This is a genomic window from Brenneria goodwinii (assembly GCF_002291445.1).
GTDB classification, from domain to species: Bacteria; Pseudomonadota; Gammaproteobacteria; order Enterobacterales; family Enterobacteriaceae; genus Brenneria; species Brenneria goodwinii.
On sequence record NZ_CP014137.1, the window covers coordinates 1,950,239 to 1,969,584 of the forward strand.

The following is a 19,346-nucleotide window of genomic DNA, read 5'->3' on the forward strand; positions in this document are numbered from 1 at the left end:
AGGTTGGCCTCCGTATCAGAACTGCAAATGTTCTGCGCGTACAATCATAGCCAACCCCGAAGCCAACTGGACCCTGACTTCACCTTTGGCGACTTCAAGCACCGTGGCATCCATGGCGTCTTTGCCGGCTCTGACTTTGATTTCCTGACCGATTTGCAGTTTGGTAACGTCCGTAACCGCAACACGCTGCTGAGATTCGCGACTGACAGGTTTTGCCTGACGAGTCTGCTCTTTGGCGGGTTGCTGGGAAGAGGACGGCGACTGACGGAAGGAAGACTGGCGTGGTTTACGCGGCGTGGTATCAGAGGCATCGCGACGCGGCGCATTTTTACCATTACCCTGGCGAGCTCGCGCAGGTGCGGCCGTTTCTCCGGCTTCGCGTTTTTTCGCTTGTTGCTCCGCACGCTGGGCCTGAACTCGGGCTTTCGCTTCTTCCAGTTGCTTACGTGCATGATCAACATGTTGCTGTTCCAGCTCGCCACATGGATTTCCATCCAAATCCACACGCTGAGCGCCCAGTTTAACACCGTACAGATAACGCCAGCTTGAGGTATAGAGCCTCAATGCGGAACGCAGTTGCGTTTTGCTGATGTTATCCATCTCGGATACGCGCTCAACAAGATCTTGAAAAATACCGATCTTTAACGGGCGTGTTTCACCTTCGGTGGTGAAACAAAGCGGGAAACGCTTTGCCAAAAGGGCAATGACTTCTTTACTACTGTTCAACTTAGGTTGATTTTCCATGAAATTTCCTGATTACAACGGGTTTGCCAACCGGCGCAGGCATGAACAGGCGTCATTATAATGACGCCATCGGCAATTGCTACGTTATCCTTGTCTCAACTTGAGAAATTGATAAAACGCAGCACATCGCTCTCTTCAAGTTGTGCGCAAAGTGTTGCCACCACAGCCTTAAGCCCTTCTTCATCATCTGCGTCAAACCGTTGATAAACAGTGCTATCAATATCTAAAACGCCGATCGTCCTGCCGTTGACCGTCAATGGCAGGACAATTTCGGCGTTACTCGCGGCATCGCAGGCGATATGACCGGGAAACGCATGCACATCGCCGATGCATTGAATCTGATTTTCAGCAATCGCCCGGCCGCATACCCCCTTACCCACCGGAATACGCACACAGGCGACCCGACCCTGGAACGGCCCCAGAAATAGCGAGTCTTGCTCCAGCAGATAAAAACCAGCCCAGTTAACCTCATCCAGACGCTCAAACAGTAATGCGCTGCTGTTTGATAAGATCGTGATGAAACGATTTTCTCCCGCAATCAGCGATGATAAATCGCGGACCAAATCCTGATAAAACTCTTGTTTGCTCATATTCTCGGATCGAATTAACCACACATGTCCAATAGATTTCAAGGTGCATTCAAACGGCGTCACGCAAATCTGTGTGAACCTACTCAAATCATTATCCGGGTAAGCGACAGATCTGTCCTGAGCCGACCTGAACGCTGCCGGCAGTCGCGCTAACAGGCAAAGCCCGACCGCGGCAACTTGAAAGATGAAGTATAACGTGAAATTACAATACACAATCGCCGGGAGCGATTTTAAACGTCGCTTGCGACGGCCAGAGGGGATATGGAAGGAAGCCCCTCATAAAAAATGCCCGCTACAGCATGCCATAAGATTCATTCATCCGCGCGGACAATCAGCCGCCGGGCATGTGACATATCGTGCTATGTTGCGGCTCGACGCCTACTCGCGGCGTATGTTCTCACACACGCCTCCGATAAGCCCGGCGTTTATGCTACACTCCGCCCTTTATATTTTATTGCTGTAACGGAATCCCGCCGTGGCCAAACAGACACCAGCCCATTTACCCCCAGCGTTTCTCTCTGCCATCCAGTCCATCATGCCTGAACATCTGTCAATGGATGACTTCATTTCCGCCTGTCAGCGGCCTTTGCGCCGCAGTATTCGCGTCAATACGCTAAAAATCAGCCCCGAAGCATTTTTAAAGCTGGTGGCGCCTTATCGGTGGCGATTAGAACCGATTCCCTGGTGCAGTGAAGGTTTCTGGCTGTTGAACGCGGATGATGAAATCGTGCGTTTGGGCAATACGCTGGAACACCTGAGCGGGCTGTTTTACATTCAGGAAGCCAGTTCCATGCTTCCGGTCAGCGCCCTTTTTCAGCATCAAACGTCCCCTCAACGCGTATTGGACGTAGCGGCGGCCCCCGGTTCGAAAACCACGCAAATAGCCGCCAGAATGGATAACCGAGGCGGAATCGTTGCCAATGAATACTCCGCCAGCCGGGTTAAGGTTCTGCATGCCAATATCAGCCGTTGCGGCGTCGGCAATACGGCATTAACCCACTTTGACGGCCGGGTATTTGGGGCGGCGCTACCGGAGTATTTCGATGCGATTTTGCTGGATGCGCCCTGCTCCGGCGAAGGCGTGGTGCGTAAAGATCCCGGCGCGATGAGCCACTGGTCGCCGGAAAGCATCGTCAGCATTGCCGCCACCCAGCGCGAACTGATCCTCAGCGCTTTTCACGCCCTCAAACCGGGGGGCGTGATGATCTACTCTACCTGTACGTTAAATACCCAGGAGAATCAGCAGGTCTGCCATTGGTTGCGACAAACGTTCCCCGCAGCCTGCGAGTTCGAGCCGCTAACCGATCTGTTCCCTGGCGCCGAGTTATCCGCGACGGCGGAAGGTTTTTTACATGTCTTCCCACAAATTTATGATAGTGAAGGTTTTTTTGTAGCGCGGTTGCGCAAAACAGCCAGCGTTCCCCCGCTTCCGGCGCCGGGTTATAAGGTCGGGAAATTCCCGTTCGCTCCGCTGAGCGCCAAAGAGCGCGCGTCTGTGACTCAGGCGGCGCATCAACAAGGATTGGAATGGGATGACGACCGGTTGCAACTGTGGCAACGCGATAACGAAATCTGGTTGTTTCCTGCCGAACTGGCGTCCGCCTTTGGAAAAATCCGCTTCTCGCGTATCGGTATCAAACTGGCGGAACGGTTTCCCAAGGGTTATCGCTGGCAGCATGAGGCCGTCATTGCGCTGGCTAACGTCAAGGCCAGCCACGCCTACGCGCTTGACGACCAGCAAGCCTGTGAGTGGTTCCGGGGGCAAGACAGCTATCCGGCGCAAATTCCCGCTTTTAATGAGTTATTGCTGACCTATCAACACTGCCCGGTGGGGTTGGCCAAACGTATCGGCAGCCGGATAAAAAACAATCTGCCGCGCGATCTGGTACGCGATGGCGCCTGCTCCGCCGCGCAAGACAACGGCTGAACCTCCCCATTTTATTTATCAGGTGGTTTTATCGCCATCTGATAAACCCGCATACTCATCTATTCCTGATTTTCATCTACAATTAGCGCATAGCACCACGGAAAGACAGCCGTATAATTGACGTAAGAATTGAGGACATCATGTTCGCACTGGTGATATTTGTTTGTTACCTCGGTAATGGTTGCGATGAACTGGTGATCGGCGCGTATAACACAGAGCACCAGTGTCTTAAGGCCATGGCTGAACAACGTTTACGCCGCGCCGGATGTTATCCTATCGAAGAGTTTATCGACGGCTTCTGGCTGCCCGCGCGCGAGTACGCCGATTTTTAATTTACACCGGCCTTGATCCTGCCTGCCCGTGATGTCATTACCGACATACGCCGAAGCCGCGCATTCCCAAATGAAAATGATTGGCATGGGCAGCGTTGTACTCCGGCCCCAACGAATTACCGAAGAAACGACAGCTTTGTTCAAACGTCGTTCGCAGATAATCCCCGGCTTCATCCGTGGCATTCCACTGATCCAATACGCTGATGCGCCGCCCGTCCGCTAGCCGGAAAGCGGAAATATCCCAGGCATCGGCCGTAGCATGCTCGCTCAGCCGGCCTTCCGGCCGATGATAGACGTTACGGCAGGCGTAGCTGCCGAGATGATCAATACGCGACAGCGCCGCCCCCAGCCGCTGCGCTTGCGGTATCGCCGATTGCGTAACAAACATCGTGCTGCTCACCGCCAGCGGACAACTGGCCAAAAAACTTGAACTCAGCGTGACGGCGCCGAACCGCTGTATGCGAATGGGGGAAGATAACGGACACTGTCCATCAACGCCGCCAGGCAACGAGAAGGTAATGCGCCCCTCCTCCTGCGCCTGCCGCAATATAGCCAGGCAGGCGGCGGGATCGTTCGCTAGTTGCCTGAGTTTGAAACGCGTCACCAGCGTGGGAGGATCGTCGACCGATAGCGGGGTAAAAGGATCGTAACCCGGCGGGAGATGGCGTTGGATCCATGGCGCCAACGCCGCCAATCCGCCCAAAATCAGCAATATAACCAACCCTTTCCGCATTTATCCACCGTTCCGGTTATCACGCTCCCTATGCAATCAATAGTAGGTCATATCAACCGGATGTCACCCTCGCCCGGCTATTGTTGCGAACGCGCGCGCAATAACTTATACGGCAAAATCCGTGGTCGTCATGCCAAGCGAGATCCCCGCGTCAACAATCTTTTGCCACTCCTGATCGGAGATCTCGATCCCCGCGGCCTGCCGTTGCGCTTTGGTGCGAATTTCCGGCTCGCCGGCGATCAGAATCGGTTGTTCCGGATCCGGCGCGCGTGAAGAGCGGACATAATCCAGCATCGCATCGTACTCCTTCTGTAGCCACGCCAGCGACACCATATTAGCGGGATCAATCACAATGGTGGTCATGTTGTTGACAATCGCCCCATGACGCGGATTTTCCGGTTGGATGGTGCCGCCGCCGGATAGCAACCCGGCCAGCATTTCAGCCGCCAGCACTAATCCGCCGCCTTTATGCCGGGCTATCGGCTTCAGGGCGCCGTGCTTTTCCCCTTCCCACATCACGCGCGGATCGTTGGTGGAAATGCCGTTACAGTCGCGCATTACATCTTCATCAAACTTTTTGCCCGCCAGATAGGCAACCCGGGTTTTGCCCAACGCCACTATACTGGTAGCGAAATCAAGCACAAAGGCGGCATTGTTTTCACTCTTGGGAAAAGCGATACAGATCGGATTGGTGCCAAAGCGCGCTTCGCTGCCGCACCAGGGGGCGACAATCGGATCGAGATCGTTGACATTGACGAAATGAATCGACACCAGACCGGCAGCCGCGGCCATTTCGCCATAAGTGCCGATACGGCCCAAATGGCAAGTCGACGATAATGTCATCAGGCACACGCCGGTTGTTTTTACCCGTTCGATCGCCGCCTGCATCGCCTCTTTGCCGGTACGTTGACCAAACCCCCGATCGCCGGAGAACTGCAATACCGCGCCGCCGTCGCGAATCATCCGCGCCGGCGTGTTCGGCTGCATGATGCCGTCCGCAATAAAACTCACGTAGTGCGGCAACATGCCAACGCCGTGGCTATCGTGTCCTTTCAGGTTAGCCCCGACCAAATGTTCAGCCACGCAGGCGGCCTCCGCCTCTTCACACCCCACGTTCCGCAGCAGCGTCCGGGCGATATCAATTAAGCGACTCTCTGAAATCTGCATCTGTCTTCCCTTCACCTTATACGAATGAATACGTTATCTGTCTGCACTTATCCTACTGCTGAATTTAGCGGTGTTAAAACCTTTTCCCCGCATGGGAACCCCACCACGCCTTTCCTTACTCATTTTAATAGCGGCCAGGCGGACGCGGCGAACGCGCCTGCCCATCCGTTATACGTCGCCAAGACACTTATTTTTCACTCTATTACGAGGTTAACAATGGCAGAAATTACGCTTACCCTGACACGCTCCTCATCGGGGTTGTCACCGCTTGATTCTACGGGCTCACAGCAACAGCAACAACGCACGCCACAGCAGGATGCGCAGATGCTGGAGGCGTTGGGCGTTCTGCTGAATGCGCTAATGCCCAACAATGGCGCGGGCAACGAGGCGTCGCAGTCGAACAGTAACCCGCTGAACCGCTCCGCCGATGCGCTGGGCAATGGCGGCTCAGGCCAGCAGGATGTGGGCGAATTATTAATGAAGCTGCTTGAGAAGTTGATATCCTCCGATGGGGCGCAGAGCGGGCAAAACGCGCAAAATCCGCTGTCGCAGTCCGCCGGTGCCGGTAATGCGGCGTCCGGCTCATCCCCTTTATCCGGCGCAGCCGGCGCCGGCGGTGCGCAGAACCCGGAAAATCTCTCGCGCTCATTGTTGCAGGACACCACGGACAGCTCGCTGAATAATGCCATTAACCCAACGGAAGACGGCGGCGGGCAAATCAGTGACAATAAACTGATAAAATTGCTGCTGGAAATAATCGCCAACCTGATGGATGCGCAAAATGGCGAATTCGGTCAACCGCAGGATGCGGGTTCGGGAGCGCCATCCGGTTCGTCTAATCCGGCATCCAGCGGCAGCTCTGCGCCTGCCGCCAACGGCGGCCCGGCCAATACTTCCGCTTCTTCCGCGTCGTCCTCTGGCGTCGCACCTGAAGGAAGCAAAGGCGCGGCTCCCGCAACAACGGGAACCACCGGCACGCCCAGCGGCGCTGGCAACATTGGCAAGACGGGAGCGGTCGAATTTCCTACCGCCAGTGACGATGTGACCACCGTCGACAAAACAATAAAAGTCGGCCCGGGCGAAGTCTTTGACGGCGGCGGCAAGACCTTTGTCGCCAGCAATAAATTAGGCGACGGCAGCCAGAAAGAGGGGCAAAAACCCATTTTTGAACTCGCTGAAGGCGCGACGCTGAAAAACGTGGTCTTCGGCGACAATGCGGCCGACGGCGTACATGTGCGCGGCGATGCCAAGATTGATAACGTTCACTGGACAAACGTTGGCGAAGACGCGCTGACCGTGAAGGCCAACAGCGGCAAGCCGGCTAACGTCGAAATCACCAACAGCAGCGCCCAGGGGGCATCCGACAAGGTATTCCAACTCAATGCCGACGCCAACCTGAGCATCGATAACTTCAAAGTAAAAGATTTCGGCACCTTTATCCGCACCAACGGCGGGAAGCAGGGCGACTGGAATCTGAACCTTAACAACATCGATGCGGAAAACGGCAAATTCTCGTTTGTGAAAAGCGACAGCGAAAATTTGAACGTCACTGGCAGCAACATCAACCTGACCAACGTCAAGAATCCCTACAAAGTTCCTGAATCCGCCGACATACAGGTAAACTAAGATGCCGATATCATTAACTGACGCCAACAGCCCGCCTACGCGCTGGGTGGATGTGGTAAGACAAGGCGGTTATCTGACGCCGGAGCAGCGTAAAGCCTTCGAACGGGCAATACGGCTGGTGACTGACAATCTGCATCAGGTATTGTCGCAGACAGCGTCGCAGCGCAGCGGCCAGTTTGATTTCGACGCCTTTGTCGACTCACTGGAGCAGGACTTTCTGCAATGCGCCGACGCGCAGAGCACGAAAGGATTGCACAGCGATGTGGCGCAAACCGCATTCTGGGCCGTACGCCTGATGGCCGATCACCTCATTATGGCGCAAGCCCCGCAGAAACTCGCTTCGTAGTTAATCTGTTTAAGCCAGCGTACGCTGGCTTAAACCGCCGACAACGCATCCATTCTCCCCCGCTCTTCAACCTGGTGATTAACCTGATAACCCAAACAACATCCGCGCTATCGGCAGCCAATAAAAAAGCAGGGCAATCGCCCTGCTCTCTCATATGCGTAGTACCTGCCCATCAGGCGGCCTGTTTTTCCAGCCCTAAATTGATGATTCTGTCGCCGATCGCCACCGCGTCGATACCCAGAGACGAACCGCCATTTCCGCGTTGATGCAGGTTGGCATTACCGGTATCGCCGGCGACGGCGCTCTTAATGATACCGACCGCTTCCAGGAACTTATCCATGCTGGCTTTCGTCATGCCGTCGTCATCAGGATTGCTAAGCGCCTGGGCCCAGGATTTATCATCCGGCTTGGATGATGCCCAATCATCTTTCTGATATTCAGGCTTGCCAAACTTCTCAGGATACTGATCCATAAATTGACCAATCTCTTTGGCCATATCACGGTCTTCCTGGTCGACAAAATAACGGGTTGGGCTGTCGTTATGGGTACTGATATTGTTCAGTTCCTGTAAGCCCGCCTGCTGCCCGACGTTCAGCCCCAGCGTATTGCCGAGCTGAGAGAACGCGTTGTCGCCGCTTAATCCCTGTAGGCCGTTATTGCCTAACAGCAAAGGCTGTTGCCCATTGCTTGCGTTGCTAAAGCCATTGTTCAAAATGGAGGATAAGGCGTCCTGAGCCCCCTGTTGGTATGCGGAGACTTCCGAGTTCGTTGGCTGTTTCTGACCGAACAGCCCGTTCTGACCGTTTTGCGCCGTATTGCCATCCAGCAACTGAGACAGCACGGTCAACAGCAGAGTCGCCAACTGCGTGCCGGAATCGGTCGCCGTCAGGCCGGATCCCAGCAAACTGCCGTTATTCGACAGCCCGCCCAAATTATTAGATAGGCCGCCAAAACCATTTTGACCGAATAATCCGCCGCTGTTCTGGCCGTATAAGCCGCGATTCTGCGCGCCGCCGCCCAGTCCCTGCGATCCGAACAGCAGGGAGGTCAATACGTTTGCCAACTTCTCGGCAACGTTATTCTGTTGACCGCCGGCCGACGAAAAAGGTTGAGATGAATTGGACGACTGAAACGGCGTATCCAACCCGCTCGATTTGATGGTGATCTGCAATGAAGAAGTAGAAGCAGAGTTGCCGATAACATCTTTAAGCATAACGTTTCCTCATAAATTGAATGATTTAATCCCCGTCATCTTTCAAGTTGCAGCGGTATTGGTTTCCCTAAATTACCTGTCCCGTCCTGAGCCTAGCCCTTTTGGGGCTGTGGCAAGCCACGTTCAAATCTGCGCCAGACAGATTGATTGCCCACAGTCGCCGAGTTGACTAAGCCCCTGGGGAGCCGCACGCTTGCCGCTTAGCCGCACCTTAAAATTACTGGGTGTATCAAAGCACCACTATCCTTTGCGGCCGATGATCCCAGCCTTTTAGTGGACGCACCTGTTAAGTGAAGATCTGTGGTATTCAGTTCCCATCAGCGCGTGCGAAAACAGCCGTTTATGGTGGGGATACGTCACGCAATCCATGGATGAAACGGTGCAAGGCTATCCGGTACGCCGAGGCCGGATAGCCGGTGATGATTGGCAGAGCAAGCGTCTGTTGCGCACGCTTACAATGGCGATAAGCCTGACAGCCGCCACAGTCTGGTCAGCGCCAACTGCTTTTCCTCGTCCGTCGCCGGCAGCGGGCAGCACAGAACCACGTCGCGTTGACCGTTGATGCTTAGGCAGCAGTCCGCCAGCGTTTCGGCCTCAAGGAAACGCCGCTGGAGCAGTTGATGCAACATTCCCGGATAGCGTCGGCCGGACGCCAGCAGCAGTTGCAATACCGGCCCCTGCGCCTGCCGCTGAAACAGCAGACTGACGCCCGCCTGCGGCTGCCAGCAACCTGTCGGCACGTCATTCATCGCCGCCAGAAACGCCTCCTGCGTCATAAAAATCGCCGATTCCTCATTCATTGATCGTCACCCTGCTGTAATCCGCCTGGCCGGTGCGCAAATCAGGCTGCCACCAAATGACCAACTGCCGGGCATCGGACTGCGGACGACAGGAAACCGAGGTACAATTCGCCGTCTGCCGCGACGTTGAGCACGCGCTCAGAAGCAGCGCGGCGAGAATAAGCAGGCATGCTTTATGCCACATAACATCTCTCCCAATTAATAAGAAGCCAGCAGCGAACGCCGGGGAGGCGCCGTAGAAGATAGGGTCTGCAGCGCCAGAAAGACTTCCGTGGACTCGCCGGGAGCCAAGGTGGTTTTAGGCCAGGCCGCCACCGCCAGCGTGCGGTTACTGCCGCAGACGGACTCGTCGAAGCGCTGTATTCGCGTTCCGCTATTGCGTACCACGCCAACGGTTAATCTGATGCTGCCGTTGCCGTACCACTGATAGCGATTGCTGTCATACACCAGGCCAGGCTGCGAACGGCAAACTTCGCTCAGACGCGTGCCCCGCGTTTCGCTCTGAAACCCGGCCGGAAGCTGTTTACCGGCCAGATCGCGCAGGGCGTTTTCCACCAGACTGTAGAGATCGTGCTTGCCGTTGCGCTGCGAAACGCGGTTCATGACGTCATTGATCTGATGGCGGTTTTCAGCAGAGACATAGCGGGTAGGATCGGTTTGATCGCCGATTAAATGCGGCGTCAGAATGAATAACCGTTCCCGGCGCGAAACCTCATGCCGCGTCGAGGTAAAAAGCCGTCCCAGCCAGGGGATATCCCCCAGAAGCGGAATGCGGTGGTCGCGATCGCCGCTCTCTTCCACGTGGAAACCGCCCAGCACCAGCGCGCGGTTTTCACCAATCAGCGCCTGCGTGCTGACGGTGCCGCGCTTCACGCCGGTGGCTTCTCCGTCGCGTCCGGTTTCGACTCTGCCGTCTTCAATATCAATCACCAGTTGGATGCTGCGCGGTCCGTCCTGCCCGACCACGCGCGGCGTAACCTGTAAACTGGTTCCGGCGGTAATGGGCTGAATCTGCGCAACCCGCTCCCCCGTGGCGGTAATGAACGCGGTACGGCTAAAATCCACAATGGCCGGCTGATTCTCCAGCGTCAGCACCGACGGATTAGCGACAATAGAGGCGGTTCCCTCGCCTTCCAGCGCCTGAATATCGGCAAAGAAGCGTTTAAAATCACTGACGAACAGCGTACTGCGCCCCATCATCATGGTGCTGCCCGCGCTGACATTGCCCAATGTGCCCTGCCAGTTAGCTTCAAGACGCGACAGCGCGGTGCGATCCACATCCAGAATAATGGCGTCGATATTCACCAGATTTTGCGGAACGTCGATCTGTTCAACCAGTTGCTGATACTCCTCCCGCCGCTTTTCATCATCACGGACCAACAGCGCGTTATTGCGCACGTCGGCGGAGATCCGGCCATTCAGCACCAATCTGCCGTTCTCATCCGTACTGCGTGCCGGGTTATTGCGCGTGGCCAGCCGGGTTAACATGGCGCGGGTATTTTCCCGCATAGCTTCCATCGCGCTATCCGGCACGGCGTCCGTCGGCCCGGAAGCGCCGGTCGGCGGCGGACGCTGGCCGTCCATCAGTTCACTGAGGATGGTCGCCACGCCGGGAATCACAATGCGCTGATCGCGATATTGCAGCGTCCTGTCCGACACCGAGGCGAAACGCAGCGGGAATATCATCACTTTGCGCCGCTCGTCCTGCTTCTCCCGCTGCTGGCTGAAATTGCGGATCAAATCGATATATGTCTGCGGCCCCGTCACCAGCACCACGCCTTCCTCCGGCAACTCGCCCCAGCCGAAACGGGGATCGAGCAGCCCGATGCCGCTGAGCGCCTGTTTGAGATCGGGCGCGGCGTCCGGAGAGATTTCCAGCCGGATTGACGCCTGCGTATCCTGCGAACTGATGTAGAGGGTATGGTTGTAAACAAACCACTGAAAGCGGTGCTCCAGCGCCAGACGATCGAGAAAGGCGGCGGGGGTTTCGGCCCGGATCTTGGCTTCAACCAGCGTATCCTTCAGGTTATCCATCACCAGCTCCACGCCGTGGCTATTGGCGAAATCGGTCAAAATCGTCGACAGCAGCGTCTGTTCGGCTGAATAGGCGTATGCCCCTTTGTTCCACTCCGGCGGCGTGACGGCATGCGCCATAGGGAGCATCCCCAGCAAAACGGTCGACCAGCAAAAACCGCGATATAACGTCAATAAAAATGCATACAGCACGTTACGCATGCCGTTCTCCTTGCAAAAAAGCCAACGTATTCAAGCTCAGCGGACCTGCCGCCGCCGATCTGAGCGTGGGAAGCAGCATGCCCTGCCAGACATCCCGCTGATTCAGCAATGTCTCCAGGCATCGGCATAATTGCAGCGCGTCATCGGGCTCATGCTTCATCCACAGCCACAGTTGTTCATCCTGCGGGGACAGCGATAACGCCGCGGCATCCTCGCCATACTGCCGCCCGGCGCTATCGGCCAGCAGCAGCGCCCGTTCAAGCACCGTCTCATCCGCGCTCATCGGCAACGGAATAGCCGCGCAGCAGGCAATTCCCCGCGCATGGCGCACCAGCGCTACCGGGCCGTTGTCTATTTCCAGCCGGAGCATGGCGGTCATCCCGTTCAGCCAATTCTCCAGCGAAGCGGCCAACTCAGTTGAAGTCATTGATGATGGCCTTCGCCAAGCCGTGTTTTACGCTCAGTAATTGCCCAACGGCCCAACTGGCATTGGAGTAATCCATACTGGCTTCGAAAAAGGCGTAACTATCGGCCTGGCTGGCGCCGCCGTCGGCAACATCCAGCGCAATGTTATCCAGACTTCGCTGGGCGTTGACGAAGTGCGCATCCAGGCGGCGCTGTACCGGGTTGTAGGACATAATGAACTCTCCTTCGTTTATCCGACTTGGGGTGACTGCTGTTAAGTGGCCGGCGCGTTAAAGGAGTTCCACTGTCTGACGAGTTATGCCCGCGCTGCGGTCTTCGCAACGCGGTATCGGGGAGGGAAATAGAGTAGGAAATGTGGCTAGGAGCGCGCAGAGGGCGCCGCTGGTTGCGGCTGCGCCTTTGCCGCGCGCGAACTGAGCATAAACCACGGCAGGCAAAGCTGAATCAACGGCCCGATTAATAAGGCGTACAGCACCGTGCCAATGCCGAACGAGCCCCCCATCAGCCAGCCCGACAGCAGCACGCTTAGCTCAATAGCGGTGCGCACGCTTCGCACAGACCAGCCAGTGCGGGCGTTGATGCCGGTCATCAGTCCGTCCCGCGGGCCGGCGCCAAAACCGGCGCCGATATACATCCCGGTCGCCAGCGCATTGACCACAATCGCCGACGCCAGCAGCGCGCTACGGGCCGCCAGCGATTCCAGCGGCGGCATTAGGGCCAGCGCGGCGTCCGCCGCCAATCCGATAACAATCACGTTACTGACGGTTCCCAGCCCAGGACGTTGGCGCAGCGGGATCCACAACAGCAGCACCAGCGCCCCGACAATAATCATCACCGTGCCGATATCCAACGAGAAGATGCGCGCCACGCCGAGGTGAAATACGTTCCACGGATCCGCGCCCAAGTCTGCGCGCACGAACATTGCCGTGGACACGCCGTATAACATCAGGCCGATATAGAGCTGTACCAATCGACGAACCATTCTCTTTCCTTCATACCTCATCTGTGTTGTGGCTATACACTTACGCAAAATGGACTTAATATTAAGGTCCAGTTTTCATAAAGTGGACTGCTAGCTATGGCACTACGCAGAATAGGCGCCGCATCTTTGCTGCGATTACTCGGGCGCTGGCATCAGGATGCCCCGCGAACGCCGGTTTATCGCCAGTTGGCGGATGGCCTGCGGCTGTTGATTCTTGATGGCCGTCTGCCGCTGGATAGCCGCCTGCCCGGCGAACGGGAGCTGGCGACAACGCTTGGCATCAGCCGCACCACGGTGGCGACCGCCCTGGCGCAACTGCGCGACGAGGGCTATCTGGCCAGCCGTCACGGCTCAGGTTCGATAACGATGCTGCCGGAAAGCGCTTCAACGGCCGCGCTGACGTTCGGCGCGGCGCCAACGCTGGATCTCTCCACCGCCGCGCTGCCCGCCGGCCCGGAAATTCATCGGGCTTATGCCAGCGCGCTGATCGCCTTGCCGGAATACCTCGGCACCACCGGTTACGATCCGCAGGGATTGCCGGAACTCCGTCGCACCATCGCCCGGCGCTATACCGCGCGCGGACTGCCGACCACGGCGGAGCAAATTATGGTGGTGAACGGCGCGGTCAGCGGTTTTAGCCAGATTCTGCGTTTACTGACCGGCCCCGGCGATCGGGTGGTGATCGACCATCCTACTTATCCGATCGCGCTGGCGGCCATTAAGGGAGCATCCTGCCGGCCGGTTCCGGTAAGCCTGCCCGAGCGGGGTTGGGACACCGACGGGCTGGCGGCGACCATCGCCCAGACGTCCCCGCGTCTCGCCTACCTGATACCCGATTTCCACAACCCGACCGGGCGTTGCATGGATGCCGCGACCCGCCAGGCGATAGCGGATATTGCCGCCCGCACGCACACCGCCATCGTCGTGGATGAAACCCTGGTTGATTTATGGTTTGACGTCCCGCCGCCCCCGCCGCTGGCCGCATTCAACCAGGCCGCTCAAGTGATTACGCTCGGCTCCGCGGGAAAAAGTTTCTGGGGCGGCCTGCGCCTGGGATGGATACGCGCCTCCGCCCGCACCATCGCCGCGTTGATTCAGATACGCGATACGCTGGATTTAGGATCGCCGGTACTGGAACAACTGGCCGCCATCGCACTGTTTAATGAGGCGGATGATATCCTGCCGCAAAAGCGAGCCGCGCTGCGCCGGCAACGAGATGCCTGCGGCGCGACGATCCGCGCGCTGTTTCCTGACTGGCGGGCCGACACCCCGGAAGGCGGGCTATCCTGGTGGTTCGAATTGCCTAAACCGTTGGCGACCGTTTTTGCCGCCGGCGCGGAAACCATCGGTATCCGCGTCGGCGCCGGTCCGCGATTCGGCGCCGACGGCGCGTTCGAGCGTTTTCTTCGTCTGCCGTTCACGCTGGACACCACGCAGATGAACGCGGCGCTGGCGCGGCTACAGCCGCTATGGAATCATCTGGCGCAGAACCAAAGTTATGGCGGGCGCGGGAGAGTGGTATAAAGCGATCGCGCGTTGATACGGAGATACGCCGATGTCAGGTTGCCGAACAACGGCCATGTCGGTGAATCACGACTAAGAATGCAGCGGTATCACCTCTGCCGACGGCATCAGCTGTGCGGTCGCCTGCCGCCAACTGAGCGACATCACGCCGTACGCGGTAATCAGCTTTAATGCGTCGTTTTCCAGCGACTCATCGCTGGCCAGCCGCCAATCCAGATGAGGATGATCCTTTAACCAACACGCCACCTCGGCCGACTGGTCGGGGCGACAATAAAGCGTACCGCGCGCTTCATCCTGCCGCTGCCGCAACAATTGCCTTAACAGGGCGTCGCGCCGCTGCGCATCGGGGATCTCATCCAGCAACCGGCTCAACGCCTCACGCAGCAACTGGCCGGACTGCATGACCCAGGCCTGTTCCAGATTCTCCCGCTCCTGCCGGTATCCCTGCAACAGCGCATCCGCCTGCCGCCAGAAACCGGACTCCGCCTGCTCAATCGCCTGCCGAACGTCCTGTTGCGCCTGTTCGCGCGTCTGCGCCAGCAGTTCCGCCGCCTGCTCGCGGGCATTATCCAGCAGCGTGCGGCTGTAATAGTGCTCCGCCACCCGCTTCGCCGGGATCACCGCCGCCTCTTGCCGGGTGGCGCCGTCAAGCGTGAAAAACGTTTTCTTCGTTAGCATCATCCCCTCCTTACGGGGTCGTCAGCAGGGATTCCGGCGCCGAGGCTTTCCAGATCAACGCATCGCACAACGCCTTGAGCCGCCCGGCGGGCAAAGATTGTTTGCAAAGCGGGCAGCGGTCGGTCAACGCACGGGGATACAGCAGCCGCAGGCGCGGCCAGCACAATTCGCCATAGCGAACGCGCAGCAGACTAAGCGCGTCCGCGGCGTCTGAAAACGAACAGCTCGCCGGCAGCCACAAACCGGGACGCAACGCCTTGGCCAGACGCCGGCACCATATCACCTGCTCGGCGCTTATCTCAGGCGGCGTTCCGGCCGGCCGGCATACCACCGCCATCAGGCGCAAGACCTGCGCCCGCCCATCGGCGCTGAGCGCGCCAAGCCGCATTAAAGAAGGCTCCGGCTCGGGGGGTAACTGCGCCGGCAGATCAAAATAGCGGCCGACCTCCGCCGGATTCACATGAATGAGCTGCCGTAGCCGGGGTATCTGCGGTGTAAAGAAATGCTGTTCATCCCAGTCGGGAGCGGCCTGTAATATGCAAAGTCCCGCCCACCATCGCACCCAGTCGAGGCAAGATTGATCGTGCGTCATGTCTTTCCCCGTCAACGCTGTTGCCGGGCATCGGCCCGATTTTGTTGCCACTGCCGCATATAAGGCTTGCCCAGCCGCCAGGCCAACAGACCGATAATCAGCGCCCCCATCAGGCCAGCCGTCCACTGCCAGCGCACCATCTCTTGCGGCGTCAGCGTAAAAGGCCCGAGCGTGACGACGGGGATCGTATCCTGATAAGGTTCGGCGGGAACAAAAACAATCGACAAGTCCTTATCATTTTTACCCGAGAGCCCCGGAATGCTGCTGGCGACCATGCGCCGGATGCGCGGCTCCACGCTGTCCGGTTCCAGCTCCGGCTGATATTTAATGAAAACCGCCGCTGACGCCGGCTGCACCGGCTCGCCGGGCGCAATGCGTTCGGGCAGCACCACATGCACTCTCGCCACCAGCACGCCGTCAATTTGCGTCAGCGTGGCTTCAACTTCCTGCGACAGCGCATAGATATAGCGCGCCCGCTCTTCCAAAGGCGTGGAAATCACGCCGCTTTTCTGAAAAACCTCGCCCAGATTAGTACGGGATTGGCGCGGTAACCCGGCGGCATTAAGAATGTTGACCGCCCTTTCCATATTTTTCGCATCGATAATCAGCGTAACCCCTGTTTTATCAACCCGTTTTTCCGCGGCAATCTGATAACGCCCAAGCGCGGCAATCACCTCATTGGCATCGTTCTCTGATAGTCCGCGGTTCAGTTCGATCGGATCGCCGCAGCCCATCAGCAGCAGCGATAACAGCAGAAAAAGTGCTCGCAAGTCTGTTTTCATCATGCGCTACTGTAGGTTGGTTAGTTTTTCCACGCTTTGAACGCTTTTGGCGACCAGCTTGGCGCTGAACAAACTTTCCAAATAAAAAGAAGAGAGCGTTCGGGTGGCGTCCAATACATCCTTAGGATTATTGGAACGCATCGATCGGCCGACATCACGCTCGGCGTCTTTAAATCCGGCGTTGATTCCCTGAGACTTTTCAACCAGCGCGTTCATCCAGGCGCTGTTGCCGTTAACCGGCGTTGAGGAGGCGGAAGGCTGCTCCAATGAAGCGCTGAACCAGGCGATATCCTGCTGATTGATCGCGGAATTTCCGGTTTCTGCGGCGAAATTCATCGGGGCTGTTTCATTCACACGATTAATTTTCATGGATTTTCCATTCTGGCAAAAATAATAACCTGCCGGTATACACAACCGGCAGGCGACTTCAGAATCAGAACTGAATGGATTTTGCCGTTTTTTGTCCGGCGTTCAACGATTTGGATGCGGAATCCATCTGGCCGTCCGCAATTGAGTTTTCCGTATCCAGAGCAATTTTTTGCGCCTGGGCCGTGGCGGATTTGGTCAATGAACCCGCCATAGCGCTATCCAGCATAGAAGTGGCGGCCTGTGAAGCAACCTGTGAAAGTCCAAATGCCATGATTTATCTCCAATATGATTAACATGAATAATGTGGGTGAACCGTCATGCCGTACATACAGACATCCTGTTCATCGATTAAGTGGAGAAGAGAGAAAAACAGTTCCACATTACGCCGAACTTTATTGATGGCAGGCGTTCGCTGCCCCCCTTGACGTTTTTCAGCGTGCGGAAACGTTAAGCACTTTTAACCGGTGATAGAGCGTGCGTTTGGGGATACCCAACTCCCTCACCACGCGATCGATGCAGTGGCCGTGCCGCCGTAGCGCGTCCTGAATCAAAAATTTCTCAATTCGTTTTAGGCGATCTCTTAATTGCAACGGCTCATGACCGGGTTCCGATACCGATGCCACCGGCGATAATCCCAACGTCCAGCGCTCGGCCGCGGCCTTTAATTCACGAAGATTGCCCGGCCATGAGTGAGCCAGCAGGCACTCATGCAAATGGCTCGTCATCGCGGGGGGCGCGATTTTCAGACGCTGCGCCGCTTCATGACAGAAGCGCTGAAAAAGCGGGATGATGAGATCGGTGCGGGAACGCAACGTGGGCAACAGTATTTTCACCGTATCCAGACGAAAGTACAGATCGCGTCTGAACAGTCCTTTCTCCACTAGCTGATGCAGCGGCGTTTGCGTTGCGACAATCACCCGCATATCCAGCTGCTTGAACTGCGTGCTGCCCAGCCGCTCTACGCCCCGGCTCTCCAGTACGCGCAGCATTTTCGCTTGCAACGTCAAGGGCATACTGTCGATCTCATCCAGGAAAAGAATGCCTTTATCCGCCGTTTCCAGATACCCCGCCCGCGATCGGCTGGCCCCCGTATAGGCGCCGGAAACCACGCCAAAGAGTTCGCTTTCGGCCAGACTTTCAGGAATGGCGGCGCAGTTAACCGCCACCAGCGGTCCGCTGCATCCCGACTGCTGGTGAATACGGCGGGCCAGCGTGTCTTTACCGGTTCCGGTTTCCCCCTCAAGGACGATATCCACGCTCAGCGGCGCAATAACGTCAACAAACGGGGACAATGTTGCATGAATGTCATCTGATGAATAAGCCGTTGAGGCCATTTCCGAACATGAACCTACCCAGCGGTAGGCATCATCGTTTTTCCTAAACATTTGCCTGCTCCTGTGCCCATCCGGGCTGACTTATACCTTCCAAACGTTCCTGTTTATACTCTATAATTACGACAATATGACCGGCGCGCATTAGCGGCTCCGGTTAGCCGTTAAAAGAGTGGGGCTAAGCATTAACCATCAACGAAAAGCGAAACCATCAGTTATCGCTGAACGTGAGGTAGGAATTACGGAAAGCCGTGTCAGGAAATTCCTACCTCAACCTACGGATACCGTTACCGTACCCTTTATAAAATAAGCCGCTTATTCAGCACATATTTAACAATGTCGGCATTGGTGCTGAACTGCATTTTCTCCATCAAACGTGATTTATGGGTGCTTACCGTTTTACTGCTGATGGCCAGCGCCTGGGCAATCGCATTAATCCCCATGCCCTGCGCGAACATCACCATGACCTGATGCTCCCGCGGCGTCAGCACGTCATGCGGCGCCTTCCCCCTGTCCATACAATCGAAAAAAACCAGTTGTTCGGCAATGGTATGGTCAATATAACGCGCCCCCTGCGCAACGCGGCGAATCGCGGAAAGCAGCGTTTCCGGATCCTTATCTTTGGTGATGTATCCCCTGGCGCCGCTTTTTAGCGCGCGTTGCGCAATCTGTGCTTCGCTGTACATGCTGAGCACCAGGATGGGCAACAGAGGATACTGTGCGACAATCCGTAAAATCAGGTCTTCGCCGCAGATGCCGGGCATAGACATATCCAGCAATAGCAGGTCGATACTGCTGGTGCGCAGTTTACTTAACACCTGCGCGCCGTTGCCCGCCTCCGCGACCACTCCCAGCGTGTCGTCCAGCGCAAAAATCTGTTTAAGACCTTCGCGCATAATGACGTGATCGTCCGCAATCATTAAGCGGATCTGCTTATCCATCACATTCT

23 protein-coding genes are annotated in these 19,346 nt (G+C 56.8%); 5 read left to right on the plus strand and 18 right to left on the minus strand.

All coding sequences use genetic code 11. The features are described 5' to 3' along the window. Positions 1-15: 15 nt before the first annotated feature. Both proQ and ACN28R_RS08735 read right to left on the minus strand, forming a co-directional pair. Positions 16-744 carry an RNA chaperone ProQ gene (gene proQ, locus ACN28R_RS08730; protein ID WP_048639058.1) on the minus strand — a complete coding sequence of 243 codons (729 nt, stop codon included), beginning with the start codon at positions 742-744 and terminating at the stop codon, positions 16-18. A gap of 95 nt (positions 745-839) precedes the next feature. Beyond that, positions 840-1,334 carry a GAF domain-containing protein gene (locus tag ACN28R_RS08735; RefSeq protein WP_095834173.1) on the minus strand — a complete coding sequence of 165 codons (495 nt, stop codon included), beginning with the start codon at positions 1,332-1,334 and terminating at the stop codon, positions 840-842. 475 nt (positions 1,335-1,809) lie between these two features. On the opposite strand from ACN28R_RS08735, the gene rsmF reads away from it, so the two are divergent. Together rsmF and ACN28R_RS08745 are read left to right on the plus strand one after the other, a co-directional pair. Continuing rightward, the gene (gene rsmF, locus ACN28R_RS08740) at positions 1,810-3,261 is read left to right on the plus strand and encodes a 16S rRNA (cytosine(1407)-C(5))-methyltransferase RsmF (RefSeq protein ID WP_095834174.1); all 1,452 of its coding nucleotides are present in this window, start codon (positions 1,810-1,812) and stop codon (positions 3,259-3,261) included. Between the two features lie 140 nt (positions 3,262-3,401). After that, a complete protein-coding gene (locus ACN28R_RS08745) occupies positions 3,402-3,593 on the plus strand; it encodes a YdfD/YebW family protein (RefSeq protein WP_048639061.1) in 192 nt (63 codons plus the stop codon). 37 nt (positions 3,594-3,630) lie between these two features. On the opposite strand, the gene ACN28R_RS08750 is transcribed toward ACN28R_RS08745, so the two are convergent. Together ACN28R_RS08750 and ACN28R_RS08755 are read right to left on the minus strand one after the other, a co-directional pair. Further along, entirely contained in the window at positions 3,631-4,326 is a 696-nt protein-coding gene (locus ACN28R_RS08750) for an extensin-like domain-containing protein (RefSeq protein ID WP_048639062.1), read from the minus strand. Between the two features lie 105 nt (positions 4,327-4,431). Beyond that, entirely contained in the window at positions 4,432-5,493 is a 1,062-nt protein-coding gene (locus ACN28R_RS08755) for a malate/lactate/ureidoglycolate dehydrogenase (protein WP_095834175.1), read from the minus strand. 216 nt (positions 5,494-5,709) lie between these two features. Here ACN28R_RS08755 and ACN28R_RS08760 point away from each other — a divergent pair, with 216 nt between their 5' ends. Together ACN28R_RS08760 and ACN28R_RS08765 are read left to right on the plus strand one after the other, a co-directional pair. Further along, positions 5,710-7,119, plus strand: a complete 1,410-nt coding sequence (locus tag ACN28R_RS08760; protein WP_095834176.1) for a pectate lyase — start codon at positions 5,710-5,712, stop codon at positions 7,117-7,119. A 1-nt stretch (position 7,120) separates the two neighbouring features. Next, positions 7,121-7,465 (plus strand): hypothetical protein, encoded by a 345-nt coding sequence (locus ACN28R_RS08765; protein WP_048639065.1) that lies wholly within the window; start codon positions 7,121-7,123, stop codon positions 7,463-7,465. 172 nt (positions 7,466-7,637) lie between these two features. Here ACN28R_RS08765 and ACN28R_RS08770 read toward each other — a convergent pair whose 3' ends face one another. From ACN28R_RS08770 to yczE, 7 genes are all read right to left on the minus strand, one after another. Beyond that, entirely contained in the window at positions 7,638-8,678 is a 1,041-nt protein-coding gene (locus ACN28R_RS08770) for a type III secretion protein HrpN (RefSeq protein ID WP_048639066.1), read from the minus strand. Positions 8,679-9,130: 452 nt separating this feature from the next. Then, the gene (locus tag ACN28R_RS08775) at positions 9,131-9,478 is read right to left on the minus strand and encodes a hypothetical protein (protein ID WP_048639067.1); all 348 of its coding nucleotides are present in this window, start codon (positions 9,476-9,478) and stop codon (positions 9,131-9,133) included. Continuing rightward, positions 9,471-9,662: an HrpT family type III secretion system protein gene (gene hrpT, locus ACN28R_RS08780; protein WP_048639068.1), complete on the minus strand. Its 192-nt coding sequence runs from the start codon at positions 9,660-9,662 to the stop codon at positions 9,471-9,473. The genes ACN28R_RS08775 and hrpT overlap by 8 nt, the downstream gene beginning before the upstream one ends. A gap of 14 nt (positions 9,663-9,676) precedes the next feature. Continuing rightward, complete coding sequence (gene sctC, locus ACN28R_RS08785) at positions 9,677-11,713, minus strand: type III secretion system outer membrane ring subunit SctC (RefSeq protein ID WP_095834177.1); 2,037 nt, start codon at positions 11,711-11,713, stop codon at positions 9,677-9,679. Then, a complete protein-coding gene (locus ACN28R_RS08790) occupies positions 11,706-12,140 on the minus strand; it encodes a type III secretion system chaperone (protein WP_095834178.1) in 435 nt (144 codons plus the stop codon). Before ACN28R_RS08790 ends, sctC begins: the two co-directional genes overlap by 8 nt. Further along, the gene (locus tag ACN28R_RS08795) at positions 12,127-12,351 is read right to left on the minus strand and encodes a type III secretion protein HrpF (protein WP_048639071.1); all 225 of its coding nucleotides are present in this window, start codon (positions 12,349-12,351) and stop codon (positions 12,127-12,129) included. Before ACN28R_RS08795 ends, ACN28R_RS08790 begins: the two co-directional genes overlap by 14 nt. A gap of 146 nt (positions 12,352-12,497) precedes the next feature. After that, positions 12,498-13,121 carry a membrane protein YczE gene (yczE, locus tag ACN28R_RS08800; RefSeq protein WP_048639072.1) on the minus strand — a complete coding sequence of 208 codons (624 nt, stop codon included), beginning with the start codon at positions 13,119-13,121 and terminating at the stop codon, positions 12,498-12,500. A gap of 96 nt (positions 13,122-13,217) precedes the next feature. Between yczE and yczR the strand changes: the two genes are divergently transcribed. Then, the gene (gene yczR / locus ACN28R_RS08805) at positions 13,218-14,645 is read left to right on the plus strand and encodes a MocR-like transcription factor YczR (protein WP_095834179.1); all 1,428 of its coding nucleotides are present in this window, start codon (positions 13,218-13,220) and stop codon (positions 14,643-14,645) included. A gap of 72 nt (positions 14,646-14,717) precedes the next feature. Here yczR and sctL read toward each other — a convergent pair whose 3' ends face one another. From sctL to ACN28R_RS08840, 7 genes are all read right to left on the minus strand, one after another. After that, positions 14,718-15,323, minus strand: a complete 606-nt coding sequence (gene sctL, locus ACN28R_RS08810) for a type III secretion system stator protein SctL (RefSeq protein ID WP_095834180.1) — start codon at positions 15,321-15,323, stop codon at positions 14,718-14,720. A 10-nt stretch (positions 15,324-15,333) separates the two neighbouring features. Next, positions 15,334-15,915, minus strand: a complete 582-nt coding sequence (locus ACN28R_RS08815) for a type III secretion protein (protein WP_095834181.1) — start codon at positions 15,913-15,915, stop codon at positions 15,334-15,336. Positions 15,916-15,926: 11 nt separating this feature from the next. Further along, positions 15,927-16,700, minus strand: coding sequence for a type III secretion system inner membrane ring lipoprotein SctJ (gene sctJ, locus ACN28R_RS08820; RefSeq protein ID WP_183092045.1), 774 nt, complete (start codon positions 16,698-16,700; stop codon positions 15,927-15,929). Positions 16,701-16,703: 3 nt separating this feature from the next. Next, positions 16,704-17,066: an EscI/YscI/HrpB family type III secretion system inner rod protein gene (locus tag ACN28R_RS08825; RefSeq protein ID WP_095834182.1), complete on the minus strand. Its 363-nt coding sequence runs from the start codon at positions 17,064-17,066 to the stop codon at positions 16,704-16,706. 64 nt (positions 17,067-17,130) lie between these two features. Continuing rightward, positions 17,131-17,337, minus strand: coding sequence for a type III secretion system major pilin HrpA (locus tag ACN28R_RS08830; protein ID WP_048639077.1), 207 nt, complete (start codon positions 17,335-17,337; stop codon positions 17,131-17,133). A 160-nt stretch (positions 17,338-17,497) separates the two neighbouring features. Next, on the minus strand, positions 17,498-18,400 hold the full coding sequence (locus tag ACN28R_RS08835) for a sigma 54-interacting transcriptional regulator (protein ID WP_048639961.1): 903 nt from the start codon (positions 18,398-18,400) through the stop codon (positions 17,498-17,500). Positions 18,401-18,696: 296 nt separating this feature from the next. Then, on the minus strand, positions 18,697-19,338 hold the full coding sequence (locus ACN28R_RS08840; RefSeq protein WP_048639078.1) for a response regulator: 642 nt from the start codon (positions 19,336-19,338) through the stop codon (positions 18,697-18,699). Positions 19,339-19,346 lie beyond the last annotated feature (8 nt).